Genomic DNA, 13,977 nt, shown 5'->3' on the forward strand with positions numbered 1-13,977 from the left:
GTTGTCATTGCGAGGAATCTCCATGTCATCGAACCGATGGCCGCTGCGTGCGGCCTTGGCGTCCGCAACCTGCGGCGTGCTGTATGGCGCGGCCCAGGCCCAGACCGCGCCGCCGCTCGAAAGCCTGCTGCGCGACGCCTCCGCCCCGCGCCTGAGCGTCGGCGAAGCCGAGACGCACGCCGCCGAGGGCCGCGCCCACCAGGCCCGCGCCTGGCCCAATCCCGTCCTGGACCTGCAGGTCGAAAACGTCGGGGGCGACGGCCCCTATCGCGACTTCCAGAGCGCGGAGACCACCCTGTCGCTCGGCCAGACCCTAGAGCTGGGCGGCAAGCGCGGCGCGCGGGTCGCCGCCGCCCTCGCCGAACTGGATACGGCCCGCTCGCGCGCCAGCCAGAACCGGGTCACCTTCGCCCGCGACCTCTTCGTAGCCTACGCCACCGCCGAGGCAGCGGGCGAGCGGCTGGTCCTGGCCAAGGACGGTGTCGAGCTAGCCCAGGCCGACGCCCGCGCCGCGCGGCTGCTGGTCGACAACGGCAAGGAAGCCGAGCTGCGCGTCCTGCAAGCCCAGGCGGCGGTGTCGGCAGCCCAGGCCGAGCAGTCCCGCGCCGAGGCCGAGGCCGACGCCGCCCTGGCGCGGCTGTCAGCCCTGATCGGCGGGGAGCAGACCTATGCGGCCGTAACGCCGGGCGTGCTGGACCGCGCCTGGACTGTCTCGGCCGCCACGGCCCAGCCTCCAGCCGTCGCGGTGGCGCAAGCCGAGCAGATCGCCACCGCGCGCAAGCTGGACCTGGAGCGCCGTCGCGCCGCGCCCGATGTCACGATCAGCTTCGGCATCCGGCGGCTAGCGGGCGACGACGCCACCGCCGCCGTGGCCGGGGTCTCGCTGCCCCTGCCGTTGTTCGACCGCAACCGCGGCGCGGTGAAGGCCGCCCAGGCCGAGGCCGACGCCGCCCGCGCGCGCCTGCTGATCGCCCAGGCCGACGCCACGGCCGACCGGCGCGGGGCCGAGGGCGAGGCCCGCGCGGCCGAACGCTCGGCCGCCGCCGCCCGCGAGGGCGAGGCCGCCGCGCGCGAGGCCTATCGCCTGGCCAAGCTGGGCTACGAGGCCGGCAAGCTGCCGCTGCTGGAACTGCTCTCGACGCGCCGCGACCTGGTCGCCGCCCGCCAACGCCACATCGAGACGCGCCTGGCGCGCGCCAAGGCCTGCGCCGACCTCGCCCAGGCCAACGGACAGATCGCCTTCGGAGGCGCCCAATGACCAACCGCAACTGGATGCTGGCCGGGACGGCCATAGCCTTGATCGCCACGGCGGGTCTGGGCTTTGGCCTGGGTCGAATGACCGACAAGGCCCCGGTCGCCGCCGAAGAACACGCCGAGGAAGACGGCCGTCACGAGGAGGGCTTCGTCGCCCTTTCCCCCGCCGACGCCGCCAAGGCCGGCGTGCTGACCACCACGATCGGACGCGGCGGCGGGGCGGAGCTCGTCCTGCCCGGTCGCGTCGCTCTCGCCGCCAACGCCTCGGCTGCGCTGGGCGCGCCGGTATCGGGGACGGTCGAGCGTGTCCACGTCGCCGCCGGCGACCGCGTGGCCGCCGGCGCGGCCATCGTCACCCTGCGCAGCGCCGAGGGCGCCGGCGCGCGGGCCAGCGTCGACGCCGCGGCGGCTGGCGCTCGCGCCGCTCAAGCCGCCGCCGCTCGCGATCGCCGCCTGTTCGAGGCCGGCGTCGTCGCTCGCCAGGACTGGGAAGCCAGCCAGGCCAATGCCGACAAGGCCCAGGCCGAGCTGCGCGCCGCCCGCGCCCAAGTGGCCGCGCAAGGCGGCCCCAGCGCCGGCGGTGTCGCCACCCTGCGCGCGCCGATCGCCGGGATCGTCACCCGCATCGACGCCCGCGTCGGCGGCTTCCTGACCCAAGGCGGCCTGGTCGCCGAGATCGCCAATCAGAGCGCGGTCGAATATGTCTTTGACGCCCCGCCCGCCTCGGCCGGCGCGATCAAGGTCGGCGACGACGTGCTGGTCCAGCGGCCCGAGGGCGGCGAGGCCGGCGCGCGCATCGTCGCCGTCGCCCCCAGCGCCCTGGGCGCTGGCGCGGCCGTGGTCCGCGCCAAGCCGACGGCCCCCGCGCCGCAGATCGGCTCGATCGTTTCGGCGCGCGTGATCCTGGCCAAGGGTGCGGGCGGCCTGACCGTCCCTGCCGACGCCGTCCAGACCCTGGAGGGCCGCACCGTGGTGTTCGTCGCCGGGCCTAGGGGCTTTCGCGCCACGCCGGTCGTCACCGGCCGCACCGCCGCCGGCTCGGTCGAGATCCTGAAAGGCCTCACCGGCGGCGAGACCATCGCCGGCAAGGGCGCCTTCCGCCTGAAGGCTGAACTCGGCAAGGGCGAGGCGGGGCACGAGGACTGATCATGCTCAATCGCCTCATCGATCTCTCGGTCCGCTTCCGCTGGATCGTCGTCCTGCTGGCCGTGGCGCTGTTCGTTTTAGGCCTGCAGCAACTGTCGCGCCTTCCCATCGACGCCGTGCCCGACATCACTAACCGCCAGGTGCAGATCAACACCGTCGCCCCGGCCCTCGGTCCCGAGGAGGTCGAGCGCCAGGTCACCTTCCCGCTGGAGACGGCGCTGGCCGGCACGCCGGGCCTGGTTGAGACCCGCTCGCTGTCGCGGCACGGCTTCTCGCAGATCACCGCCGTCTTTACCGAAGCGACCGACCTCTATTTCGCCCGCACCCTGGTCAATGAGCGCCTGCAAGCCGCCCGCGCCAGCCTGCCCGACGGCCTGGAGCCCGGCATGGGTCCGCCCGTAACGGGCCTGGGCGAGGTCTATATCTGGACCGTAGAGTTCAAGGGCGCGGCCGCTCGCACCGGCGCGCCTTACGTCACGCCCGAAGGCGAGACCCTGCGGACCGACGTCGAGAAAGCCACCTATCTGCGCACGGTCCAGGACTGGATCGTCGCCCCGCAGTTGAAGACCCTGGACGGCGTGGCCGGCGTCGACGTGCTGGGCGGCTACGTCAAGGAATATGCCGTCCATCCCGACCCGGCCAAGCTGGCGGCGCGCGGCATCAGCCTGCCGCAGTTGGTCGAGGCGCTTGAGCACGCCAACCGCATCGCCGGAGCCGGCTATGTCCAGCGCGGCGGCGAGGCCTATATCGTCCGCACGGACGCGCGGGTGAAGAGCCTGGCCGAGCTGGCCGACACGCCGATCGGTCGCCGCAACGGCGCCGTGGTCAAGGTCTCGGACGTCGCCACGGTCGCCCTGGGCCACGCCCCGCGCCTGGGCTCGGCCAGCGAGAACGGCCGCGAAGTGGTGATCGGCACGGCCCTGATGCTGGTCGGCGAGAACAGCCGCACCGTGGCCGCGCGGGTCGACGAGCGCCTCAAGACCATCGCCCCCAGCCTGCCGCCAGAGGTGATCATCAAGCCGGTGCTGGACCGCACCCGCCTGGTCGACGCCACCATCCGCACGGTCGAGCACAATCTGACGGTCGGCGCCCTGCTGGTCATCGCGGTGCTGTTCTTTGCGCTCGGCAACTTCCGCGCCGCCCTGATCACGGCGCTGGTCATTCCCTTGTCGTTCCTGATCGCCGCCATCGCCATGCGCCGGTTCGGGATCAGCGGCAACCTGATGAGCCTGGGGGCGCTGGACTTCGGTCTGATCGTCGACGGGGCCGTGGTGGTGATCGAGAACACCCTGGGCCGCCTGGCGCTGCGGCGTCAGAGCGAGGGCCGCGACCTGACCGCCGGCGAGCGCCTGTCGGTCGCGGTCGAGGCCGCCAAGGAGATGGCCCGGCCCGCCGCCTTCGGCCAGGCGATCATCCTGCTGGTCTATGCCCCCCTGCTGACCTTCGAGGGGGTCGAGGGCAAGATGTTCACGCCGATGGCCGCCACGGTGATGTTCGCCCTGGCCGGCGCCTTCGTGCTGTCCCTGACCCTGGTCCCCGCGCTCACCGCCCTGGCGGTGCGCGAGCCGAAAGGTCACGGCGAGACCAAGGCAATGAAGGCTGTCCGTACGCGCTTCGAGCCCGTGCTGCGCGCCGCCGTCGCCCGGCCCAAAGCGGTGGCGATCGGCGCGGTGGCTGCTCTGCTGATTGGCGTCGTCGCCTTTTTCGCCCTGGGTCGCGAGTTCGCCCCGACGCTGGATGAAGGCGACCTGTTGGTCCAGGCCAGCCGCGTGCCTTCGATCTCACTGGAAGAGAGCCAGGCCATGCAGTTCGAGGTCGAGAAGGTCCTCTCAGCCCAGCCCGAGGTCGCCCTGGTCTTCACCCGCACCGGCACGGCCGAGATCGCCTCGGACCCGATGCCCCCCAGCGCCTCCGACACCTTCGTGATCCTCAAACCCCGCAAGGACTGGCCGAATCCAAGTCTGCCCAAGGCCAAGTTGATCGAGCGCATGGAGGGCGAGCTCTCCAGGCTGATCGGCAACGCCTACGAATTCACCCAGCCGATCCAGATGCGCTTCAACGAGCTGATCGCCGGGGTGCGTTCGGACGTGGCGGTCAAGGTCTATGGCGACGACTTCGCAGCCATGAGCCGGACCGCCGACCAGGTGGCCGTAACCCTGCGCAAGATCACTGGCGCGGCGGACGTGAAGGTCGAGCAGATCTCGGGTCAGCCGACCATCACCGCCAGCGTCGACCGTACGGCCGCCGCCGCCCTGGGCGTCCACGCCAGCGATGCGGCCGACGCCCTGGAGATCGGCCTGGGCGGACGCGAGGCCGGCCACATCCTGGAGGGCGACCGCCGCTTCGACGTCGTGGTGCGGCTGGACGACGCCAAGCGCGCCGATCCGGCCGCCATGGGCCAGCTGCCCGTGGTCTCGGAGAGCGAGGGCGGCAGCGCCATTCCGCTCTCCAGCATCGCCCAATTCGACATCGCAGAAGGTCCCAACCAGGTCAGCCGCGAGAACGGCAAGCGCCGCATCGTGGTGCAGGCCAATGTGCGCGGCCGCGATCTGGGCGGCTTCGTCACGGACGCCCAAGCCGCCGTGACTCGGGACGTCAAGCCGACGCCCGGCTCATGGCTGGACTGGGGCGGTCAGTTCGAGAACCTGGACCGGGCCAGTGCGCGCCTCGGCGTCATTGTGCCCATGGTGTTCCTGGTGATCGCGATGTTGCTGTTCTTCGCCCTGGGCTCAGCGGCCGAGGCGATGCTGGTCTTCGCCTGCGTGCCCCTGGCCCTGGTCGGCGGGGCCCTGGCGCTGCTGCTGCGGGGGATGCCGTTCTCGATCTCGGCGGCCGTTGGCTTCATCGCCGTCTCGGGCGTCGCGACCTTGAATGGCCTCGTGCTGATGCAGAGCATCAAGCAACGCATCGAGGGCGAGACAGACCTCGCCGCCGCCGTCATCGACGGCGCGATCGGCCGCCTGCGGGCGGTGCTGACCACGGCGCTCGTGGCGATCCTGGGCTTCATCCCGATGGCCCTAGCCATAGGCCCGGGCGCCGAGGTCCAGAAGCCGCTGGCGACGGTGGTGGTCGGCGGCCTGCTGACCTCGACGGCGCTGACCCTGCTGGTGCTGCCGACCCTCTACGTCTGGCTGCGACTGCAACAACGGCAGACATCCCGATAGCGCCAGTAGCGGCCATTGGCGTCGCTCCGGGAACACGACATCTATGCCCTCAGGTCGTGCAGGCAAGACACGCTCATTCCAATAGCCTCCGAGAAACAGGCTTCGCGTCGGGTTGATCCGTCGCAATGAGGGAAAGCCTTCCCGGATGCGTAATACCCGGCGTGTTGTAGCGCGCGGAAGGCAAACGGATGAGCGGTTCGGACTCGCACCAAGGGCATCATCACGGCCATGACGCCTCGGTAGGCCAGGATCGCGATCCCGTCTGCGGCATGAGCGTGGATCCGGCCACCGCCCCCGAACAGCGCCTCCGCGACGGACGCCAGTTCCACTTCTGCTCGGCCGGCTGTGCGCGCAAGTTCGACGCGGACCCGGCGCGCTACCTTGAATTGCCTCCGGCGACGGAGACCGCGCCCTCCAAGGCCCCGCTCGGCGCGATGTACACCTGCCCGATGCACCCGGAGATCCGGCGTTCCGGACCAGGCAGTTGTCCGATCTGCGGCATGGCGCTGGAGCCCCTCACGGTGTCAGCCGACAGCGGGCCCAATCCCGAGCTGCGCGACATGACCATCCGGTTCTGGATCGGCCTTGTCCTGGCCTTGCCGGTGTTCATGCTGGAAATGGGCGGCCACGTCGGACTGATGGCGCTGCACCTGTCACCAGGCGTGTCGAGCTGGGTCCAGCTGATCTTGGCCACGCCCGTGGTGCTGGGCTGCGGCTGGCCCTTCTTCGAGCGCGGCGCCCGCTCACTGGTCACGCGCCAGCTCAACATGTTCACCCTGATCGCCATGGGCATCGGCGTGGCCTGGATCTACAGCATCGTGGCCACCCTGGCGCCGCAGCTCTTCCCGCCAGCCTTCCGCCGCCCCGACGGTTCGACCCCGATCTACTTCGAGGCCGCCGCGGTGATCACGGTCCTGGTGCTCCTGGGCCAGGTGTTAGAGCTGAGGGCGCGCGAGAACACCTCCGGCGCGATCAAGGCCTTGCTTGACCTGTCGCCCAAGACCGCGCGACGGATGTTCGACGGCGAGGACTTCGAGATCCCCGTCGAGGACATCCAGGTCGGGTTCAACCTGCGGGTGCGCCCCGGCGAGAAGGTTCCCGTCGACGGCCGGGTGTTGATGGGCGAGGCCTCGGTCGACGAGTCCCTGGTCACTGGCGAGTCGATGCCCGTACACAAAAAGCCCGGAGACAAGGTGATCGGCGGGGCCCTAAACAAGACCGGCTCCTTCCTGATGATCGCCGACAAGGTCGGCGCCGACACCTTGCTCTCCCAGATCGTGACCATGGTGGCTGAGGCCCAACGCAGCCGCGCGCCGATCCAGCGCATGGCCGATCAGGTGTCGGGCTGGTTCGTGCCCGCCGTCATGCTCGCCGCCTTGGCCGCCTTCGGCGCGTGGGCCGTGTTCGGCCCTCCGCCCAGCATGGCCTTCGCCCTGGTGGCGGCGGTGTCGGTGCTGATCATCGCCTGCCCCTGCGCCCTGGGATTGGCCACGCCGATCTCCATCATGGTCGGGGTGGGCAGCGGCGCGGTCGCGGGCGTGCTGATCAAGAACGCCGAGGCGCTGGAGCGCTTCGAGAAGATCGACACCCTCGTCGTCGACAAGACCGGTACGCTGACAGAGGGGCGGCCGGCAGTGACGGCCGTTCGCCCCGCTCAAGGCTTCGTCGAGAACGATGTCCTACGATTGGCCGCCAGTCTGGAAAGGGCAAGCGAGCACCCGCTGGCCGACGCTATCGTTCGGGCCGCTGTCGAGCGGGAACTGCCGCTTTCGCATCCCCAGGACTTCGACTCCCCGGTGGGCAAGGGCGTGCTCGGCAAGGTCGAGGGCCGCGCCGTGGCGATCGGCTCTACCCGGTTCCTGGACGAACAGGGCGTGCGTGCAGAACCGCTCGCCGAGCAGGCCGAGGCGTTGCGCCAAGACGGCGCCACCGCGATCTACGTCGCGATCGACGGCACGCTCGCCGCCGTGCTCGCGATCGCCGATCCCATCAAGCCGACCACCCAGAAGGCCGTCGAGACCCTGAAGGCCGACGGCGTGCGCGTCGTCATGCTGACCGGCGACAATCGCACGAGCGCCCAGGCCGTGGCCAACCGGCTGGGGATCGACGAGGTCGAGGCCGACGTTCTGCCCGATCAGAAGGCGGCTGTGGTCAAGCGCTTGCGGGCGGAGGGCCGCAAGGTCGCCATGGCTGGCGACGGGGTCAACGACGCGCCGGCCCTTGCCGCCGCCGAAGTCGGCGTCGCCATGGGCGCGGGCTCGGATGTCGCCATCGAAAGCGCGGGTGTGACGCTGCTGCACGGGGACCTGGAGGGCCTGGTCAAGGCCCGGCGGCTATCGCGGGCGGTGATGGGCAATATCCGGCAGAACCTCTTCTTCGCGTTCGCCTACAATGTCGCGGGCGTGCCGATCGCGGCCGGCGTGCTCTATCCGGTTTTCGGCTGGCTGCTGTCGCCGGCCATCGCCGCGGCCGCCATGGCCCTTTCCTCGGTCAGCGTGGTGGGCAATGCGCTGCGCTTGAGGGCGGTGCGTCTCTAGGGAATGCAGCGCTTGTCGAGAGTGTGAGGGGGCGGGCAGCGTCCTGCGTAGGAAGTTACGACAACCTTGCTTCCAACAGGATGCCCCCATGAACTATCGCGCCCTCATCGCCACCACGGTCCTTTCCGCGTCGATCCTGGCCAGCGGCCAGGCCAGCGCTCACGCCAAGCTCGTGGCGTCCGATCCGGCGGCCAACGCCACGGTCGCCGCGCCCAAGACCATCAGCTTGACCTTCAACGAAAAGCTGGCTCCAGCCTTCTCGACCTTCGAGCTGGCGATGGCCGACGGCATGAAGACGCCGGTGAAGACCACCGTCTCGCCCGACCGCAAGACCATCAGGGGCGCGCCCAAGGGCCGCCTGATGCCGGGCGCCTACAAGCTCACCTGGTACGCGGCCGCGGCCGATGACGGCCACCGCATGGACGGAACACTCACCTTCACGGTGAAATAGCCGATGGAGACCGCGGTCGTCCTGCTGCGCTGGATGCAGTACGTGACGAGCTTCGTCCTGACGGGCGGGGCTCTCTTCGTGCTCTACGCCCTGCCGGCCGCTGGCGCGTCGAGCGCCGTGGCCCTGGGCTGGCCCCGCCGGCTCCTGGCCGGCTCGGCCGCGCTCCTCGTTCCGGCCAGCCTGCTTGGCCTTTTGCTGCAAACCGCCGTGGTCGCCGGATCCTTTGCCGCGGCGCTCGATCCGTCGACCCTGGTGTCGATGGTCACGGAGATGGCGATGGGCGCGGCCTCGCTGGCGCGCGCCCTGGCCGCGATCCTGGCGTTGCTCGTTCTTGTCTTCGTGCGTCCCGGCCGCCTTGTCTGGATCGCTACAGCAGCGCTCGGCGCCGTCACGGCGGCGAGCATGGCCTGGATGGGTCACGGCGCGGCCACCGAAGGTCCGGGCGGCGGTTTGCACTTGGCGGCGGATCTGGCTCACTTGGCCGCGGCGGCGGTTTGGATCGGCGCCTTGGCGTTTTTCCTGCGTCTGGCCGCCGATGGTGGGCGCGATGCGCGCAAGCCGTCGATCTTCCATGCCGCCTTGGCCGGGTTTTCGAGCGTCGGATCGGGTGTCGTGGCGGTCCTGGTCGCCAGCGGCCTGATCAACAGCTGGTTCCTGATCGGTCCTGCTGGTGTTTCAGCGCTGCTGAGCACGCCCTACGGCCTTCTGCTCGTTCTCAAGCTCGCGCTCTTTGGCGCCATGCTCGCGCTGGCGGCCGCCAATCGTTTTCGCCTGACCTCGGCGCTGCGGGAGGCCCTGGCCGAGCCGACGGATACCAGCGCGGCGGTCAGAGCCCTGCGCCGCAGCCTTGTGCTGGAACTTGGCGCGGCGATGATGCTCGTCGCCGTGGTCGCCTGGCTTGGACGCCTGGCGCCGATCAGCGCGCAATAGTCGAGACCCCGGCTTGGCGCCGGGGTCCTATCAAAGCACCGGTTCGTGCGCGGGCTCGAGCGCGGGGCGACGCGAGAAGGGATCGCGCCGTCGCAGCCAGTTGCGGGCCGGCCGTTCGACGAGATGGTAGGCGAGCACGGCCGCCAGCAGACAGGCCACGAAGGCGCCGGCCCAGGCCGCGGCGCTCGCCGCGCCCGATAGGCCTGGCGCAAGCCGGTCCAAGGCGTGGAAGTAGACGATGTCGACCGGCAGGTGGACCATATAGAGGCTATAGGAGACTTCACCGAGATAGACGGGCGCTGCCGTCGACATGACCCCGGCCTTCGCGGCCTTGGACGTCTCGGCCAGACAGAAGATCAGCAGCGCCAAGGCCGGCCAAATATAGAGATCGCTTAAGCGCAGGCTGGCGGCGAGAGCCACCCAGGCCGTTGCGGCCAGGGCTCCAGGCCCGCCCAGTCCAGCGGGCAAGCTGAAGCTGGATCCCAGGCGATGCAGGGCCGCGCCCATCAGGAAGGCCGGAATGATCCGCAAGGCGCCGATCTGGGCGCTCATGTCGGTGAAGAGCACGCCACGCGCCTGGGCGGCCAGAAACATGGCGGCGAACAAGGTGAGCACGGCCAAGACGAACAGGCGCGGTCGGCCGCGCAATGCTACCGACGCGATGGCGGCCACCGGAAAGCCCAGATAAGCAAACCACTCGGCCGAGATCGACCAGGAAGGAAAGTTCCACCGGACGGTGGGGGTCGTGCCCCAGGCGTGAACCAGCAGCAGGTGTTGGGGGAGCATTCGCGGGTCGAACGCCTGAGGATCGAAGCGAACCCCCAGCTTCAAGGCCCCCAGCCAGATGGCCACCGTCGCGGCCAGCGTAACCAGATGAACCGGATAGACCCGCGCCAAACGCGCACAGAGGAACGAATCATAGTTGAAACGGCGCTCGGCCCAGGCGCAGGTGTAGACGTGGCTGAGAATGAATCCGGACAGGATGAAGAACAGGTCGACGCCGAGATAGCCCTTGGCGACCAGTCCGAAACGATCGAGGCCAAGATCCAGGTGGTTGCGGAAATGTTAGATCAGCACCCACAACGCCGCGCAGATGCGCAGCGACGTGAGCGGACGGATGTCCGACGGATGCATGGCCCCTCCCCGAGGTTGTGGTTGGGGCCGGCGATGGCCGGCCCTTTCGATGACTAGAGCGCGGTCAGGCCGATGATCGTCTGGCCCTGAAGCTTGAAGCGCACCTTGGTCCCGACGCTCACCCCCTTCAGAAGGCTGGCGTCGGCGACCTTGAAGGCCATGGTCATCGCCGGCCACTTCAGCGCCGGGATGGCTTCATGGGCCAAGGTGATCTTGGCGGCCTTGGCGTCGATGGCGCGCACGACGCCGACCGCCTCGACCGATGCGTTCGCCGCGGCGGCATGGCCAGCGTGGCCGGCGTGCTCATCCATCCCGGCCATCTGCGCGGCGGCGGGCTGGACAAGGATCGCGAGGGTCGCGACCGCGACGGTGGAGCAAAACAACTTCATCTGGTGTCTCCTTGGAAATCGGCCGGCTAGAACCAAGCGCGCAGCCCGACCACGACGCTGGTGTCCGAGACGTCCCGCCCCGCCGCGCGGGCGTAGTCCGCGGTTCGGCCAAAGCGTCTGGACCAGGTCAGGCCGACGTAGGGGGCAAACTCGCGGCGCACCTCGTAGCGCAACCGAAGTCCCAGCTCCCCGTCGGACAGGCCCGACCCAGTCGCCGTCTCCGGCACGTTCTGGGCGGCGAAGTTGAGTTCGGCGCGCGGCTGCAGGATCAAGCGTTGGGTCACGCGCCAATCGATGGCGCCTTCGGCCCGTCCGAGCAGGTCGCCCTTGTCGGACAGGAAGAGGGCTCCGCCGGCCTCGATCCAGTAAGGCAGCAGAGTTTCGAAGCCGACCGTGGCGTAGGTACGCGATTTGGGTTCGACATCCTGGCGCACGCCGACCTGGAGGTCGGTGTAGAGGCCGACGGCCCGGGAATAGAGGGCCTGGACCTCGCCGGCCTCGACGCCGTGGCGGTCGCCTTCACCCTCGGACTTCAGGACCAGGCGGTTGAGGTCGCCGCCGAACCAGGCCTCGCCATCCCAGTGGTAGCCGTCGCCACCCGAGCGCGCCTGGTATTCCAGAAGATTGGCCATGACCTTTGAGGCCTGCGCTCCGCCATGCTCCTTGCGCAGCTGGGCCCGCGCGCGATCCATGGCGAGCGGATCGAAGAGCTTGTCGGCCAAGTGGTCGGTGGGCGCGGCCGGCGGGGCGGTCTCGTGATCGGGCAGAGGCGGCGGCCCCATCGCTTCGGCCGCCCCCTCGGCCGAACCAGACGCGCTCATGTCAGGCATGGCGCCCATGTCATGGCCCGCGTGCGGGTCGGCGGGCGTCGCCTGCGGCTGCGACGGCGGCGGCATGGCCATCCCAGGCATGGCGCTCATGTCGTGTCCGGCGTGGGGATCGGCGGCCGGCGCCGGGCTCGTCGCGACGGGCTTGGCGCTGGGGCTCGCCGGGACGGGCGTGCTGGCGTGCCCGGCGTGCTGGGCCAAGGCCGGGGCCGACCACAGGGCTGGCAGAAGGGCGATCAGCGAGGCCTTCATCGCGCGCCCTCCGGTTGGGTGTCGCGCACGCTGAAGACCTGAAACATCCCGGCGTGCATGTGGTAGAGCATGTGACAGTGGAAGGCCCAGTCGCCGGTCTCGGCCGTGAAGTCGAAGCTCGCGCGACCGCCCGGCAAGACGATGACGGTGTGCTTTCGTGGCAGGTGGCCGGCCGGTCCGAAGGTCAGCTCGAAAAAGTGGCCGTGCAGGTGGATGGGGTGGGCCATCATGGTGTCGTTGACCAGGGTGACCCGGACCCGTTCGCCATGGCGGAACGCATAGGGCGGCGGTCGCTCGCTGAACTTGCGCCCGTCGAACCCCCACATGAACCGCTCCATGTTGCCGGTCAGGTGGATTTCGAGGGATCGTTCCGGGGCGCGGGTGTCGGCGTTCGGTTCGAGCGCCACCAGATCGCGATAGACAAGCACCCGGTGGCCGACGCTTTCCAGGCCCTGGCCGGGCTCGCCAGTGCGATCCATCGGCATGGGGGCGATCGTCTGCACGCCGGGACCAAGCCTGACTTGCGGCGCGTTGTCGGAGTTGCGCATGGACATGTCCATGCCGCCCATGTCCATCTTGCCCATCACGTCGCCGCCGCGCTGGCGCGGCGGCGCCATGCCGGGGGCGGGACTAGCGGTCATCGCGCCGTGCCCCATGGCCGCGTGGTCCATTGCGGGCATGTCCATGGACCCGTGATCCATGGCGCCCATCTGCATGCCGCTCATGTCCATGCCCATGTCGCGCATGGTGGTCAGGGGCCGTTCCCGCAGCGGCGGAACCTCCGCGCTCATGCCTAGGCGCGGCGCCAGCGTGGCCCGGCCCAAACCTGAGCGGTCGACCGACTCCGAGACGATCGTGAAAGCCTTGTCCTCGGTGGGCTGGACGATGACGTCGTAGGTTTCGGCGTTGCCGATCTGGAACTCGTCGATCTCGACGGGTCGCACGTGCTGGCCGTCGGCGGCGACCACGGTCATCCGCAGCCCCGGAATGCGGACATTGAAGACCGACTGGGCCGCGGCGTTGATGAACCTCAGGCGCACGCGCTCGCCCGGCGAGAACAGGGCCGTCCAGTTGTCCTGGGGTCCGTGGCCGTTGACCAGGAAGGTGTAGGCCGCGCCGGTCACATCGGAGATGTCGGTCGGGTCCATCAGAATCTTGGCCCAGTCCAGCCGTTCGGCCAGCGTCTGGTCCTTGCCCGCCAGGAGCCCGGCGATCGTCTGGCGCTGGTAGTTGAAGGCCCCGCTCTGCTGCTTGAGCTTGGTGAAGATCTGGTGCGGGTGCAGCTGGCTGAAATCCGACAGCACCACGACATGCTCCCGGTCAAAGGCCACCGGATCGGCGCCGGCGGGATCGATGATGATCGGGCCGTAGTGGCCCATCTGCTCCTGCAGGCCCGAGTGGCTGTGGTACCAGTAGGTGCCCGACTGGCGGACCTGGAATTCGTAGACGAAGGTCTCGCCGGGCTTGATGCCGGGGAAGCTGACGCCCGGGACGCCGTCCATCTGGAAGGGCACCAGCAGACCATGCCAGTGGATCGAGGTCTCCTCGTCCAGGCCGTTGGTCACCGACAGGCGGACGTGCTGGCCTTCCTTCAACCGGATCAGGGGACCTGGCACCGTCCCATTGATGGTCACGGCATGGGCGCTCTTGCCGTCCACCGTGATTGGCGTATGGCCGATGGTCAGCTTGATGTCTTCGCCGGAGAGCGCTGGCGGCGCGCGGCCAGGAGCGTCAGCTGCGCGCGCCCACCCGGGCAGGAGACCCGCAAGCGTGGCGCCGCCGCCGAGCACGGTGAGGGATTGCAGGAAACGACGGCGATCGAAAGTCGCGCTGGATCGACGCATGACAGCCCTTTTGACGATGGCGCGCTGGCAGGAGGCCGTGACGGCCGCA

At 69.7% G+C, this 13,977-nt stretch carries 10 protein-coding genes; 6 read left to right on the forward strand and 4 right to left on the reverse strand.

Annotated elements, in window-relative coordinates; all coding sequences use genetic code 11:
- The first annotated feature begins 22 nt into the window (after positions 1–22).
- The 6 genes from CSEG_RS12595 to copD all read left to right on the forward strand — a co-directional run bounded on the left by CSEG_RS12595 (position 23) and on the right by copD (position 9,482).
- Entirely contained in the window at positions 23–1,258 is a 1,236-nt protein-coding gene (locus tag CSEG_RS12595; protein WP_013079619.1) for a TolC family protein, read from the forward strand.
- Positions 1,255–2,400, forward strand: a complete 1,146-nt coding sequence (locus CSEG_RS12600) for an efflux RND transporter periplasmic adaptor subunit (protein ID WP_013079620.1) — start codon at positions 1,255–1,257, stop codon at positions 2,398–2,400. The genes CSEG_RS12595 and CSEG_RS12600 overlap by 4 nt, the downstream gene beginning before the upstream one ends.
- Before the next feature lie 2 nt (positions 2,401–2,402).
- The gene (locus tag CSEG_RS12605; protein ID WP_013079621.1) at positions 2,403–5,564 is read left to right on the forward strand and encodes an efflux RND transporter permease subunit; all 3,162 of its coding nucleotides are present in this window, start codon (positions 2,403–2,405) and stop codon (positions 5,562–5,564) included.
- Between the two features lie 188 nt (positions 5,565–5,752).
- On the forward strand, positions 5,753–8,101 hold the full coding sequence (locus tag CSEG_RS12610) for a heavy metal translocating P-type ATPase (protein ID WP_013079622.1): 2,349 nt from the start codon (positions 5,753–5,755) through the stop codon (positions 8,099–8,101).
- 88 nt (positions 8,102–8,189) lie between these two features.
- Positions 8,190–8,552, forward strand: coding sequence for a copper homeostasis periplasmic binding protein CopC (copC, locus tag CSEG_RS12615; RefSeq protein ID WP_013079623.1), 363 nt, complete (start codon positions 8,190–8,192; stop codon positions 8,550–8,552).
- A 3-nt stretch (positions 8,553–8,555) separates the two neighbouring features.
- Positions 8,556–9,482, forward strand: coding sequence for a copper homeostasis membrane protein CopD (copD, locus tag CSEG_RS12620; protein WP_013079624.1), 927 nt, complete (start codon positions 8,556–8,558; stop codon positions 9,480–9,482).
- Positions 9,483–9,512: 30 nt separating this feature from the next.
- Here the strand turns inward: copD and CSEG_RS12625 are convergent, their stop codons facing one another.
- The 4 genes from CSEG_RS12625 to CSEG_RS12640 form a co-directional block, all read right to left on the reverse strand.
- Entirely contained in the window at positions 9,513–10,532 is a 1,020-nt protein-coding gene (locus CSEG_RS12625; RefSeq protein ID WP_083778395.1) for an acyltransferase family protein, read from the reverse strand.
- Positions 10,533–10,669: 137 nt separating this feature from the next.
- Entirely contained in the window at positions 10,670–11,005 is a 336-nt protein-coding gene (locus tag CSEG_RS12630) for a copper-binding protein (protein WP_013079625.1), read from the reverse strand.
- Between the two features lie 26 nt (positions 11,006–11,031).
- Positions 11,032–12,084: a copper resistance protein B gene (locus CSEG_RS12635; RefSeq protein WP_013079626.1), complete on the reverse strand. Its 1,053-nt coding sequence runs from the start codon at positions 12,082–12,084 to the stop codon at positions 11,032–11,034.
- Positions 12,081–13,928: a copper resistance system multicopper oxidase gene (locus CSEG_RS12640; RefSeq protein ID WP_013079627.1), complete on the reverse strand. Its 1,848-nt coding sequence runs from the start codon at positions 13,926–13,928 to the stop codon at positions 12,081–12,083. Before CSEG_RS12640 ends, CSEG_RS12635 begins: the two co-directional genes overlap by 4 nt.
- Positions 13,929–13,977 lie beyond the last annotated feature (49 nt).

Source organism: Caulobacter segnis ATCC 21756, assembly GCF_000092285.1.
Lineage (GTDB): Bacteria > Pseudomonadota > Alphaproteobacteria > Caulobacterales > Caulobacteraceae > Caulobacter > Caulobacter segnis.

What these genes read in the sequence shown, in the direction of transcription:
- CSEG_RS12595 (WP_013079619.1), top strand. Translation starts at nt 23, where the DNA reads ATGTCATCGAACCGATGGCCGCTGCGTGCGGCCTTGGCGTCCGCAACC.
- CSEG_RS12600 (WP_013079620.1), top strand. Translation starts at nt 1,255, where the DNA reads ATGACCAACCGCAACTGGATGCTGGCCGGGACGGCCATAGCCTTGATC.
- CSEG_RS12605 (WP_013079621.1), top strand. Translation starts at nt 2,403, where the DNA reads ATGCTCAATCGCCTCATCGATCTCTCGGTCCGCTTCCGCTGGATCGTC.
- CSEG_RS12610 (WP_013079622.1), top strand. Translation starts at nt 5,753, where the DNA reads ATGAGCGGTTCGGACTCGCACCAAGGGCATCATCACGGCCATGACGCC.
- copC (WP_013079623.1), top strand. Translation starts at nt 8,190, where the DNA reads ATGAACTATCGCGCCCTCATCGCCACCACGGTCCTTTCCGCGTCGATC.
- copD (WP_013079624.1), top strand. Translation starts at nt 8,556, where the DNA reads ATGGAGACCGCGGTCGTCCTGCTGCGCTGGATGCAGTACGTGACGAGC.
- CSEG_RS12630 (WP_013079625.1), bottom strand. Translation starts at nt 11,005, where the DNA reads ATGAAGTTGTTTTGCTCCACCGTCGCGGTCGCGACCCTCGCGATCCTT.
- CSEG_RS12635 (WP_013079626.1), bottom strand. Translation starts at nt 12,084, where the DNA reads ATGAAGGCCTCGCTGATCGCCCTTCTGCCAGCCCTGTGGTCGGCCCCG.
- CSEG_RS12640 (WP_013079627.1), bottom strand. Translation starts at nt 13,928, where the DNA reads ATGCGTCGATCCAGCGCGACTTTCGATCGCCGTCGTTTCCTGCAATCC.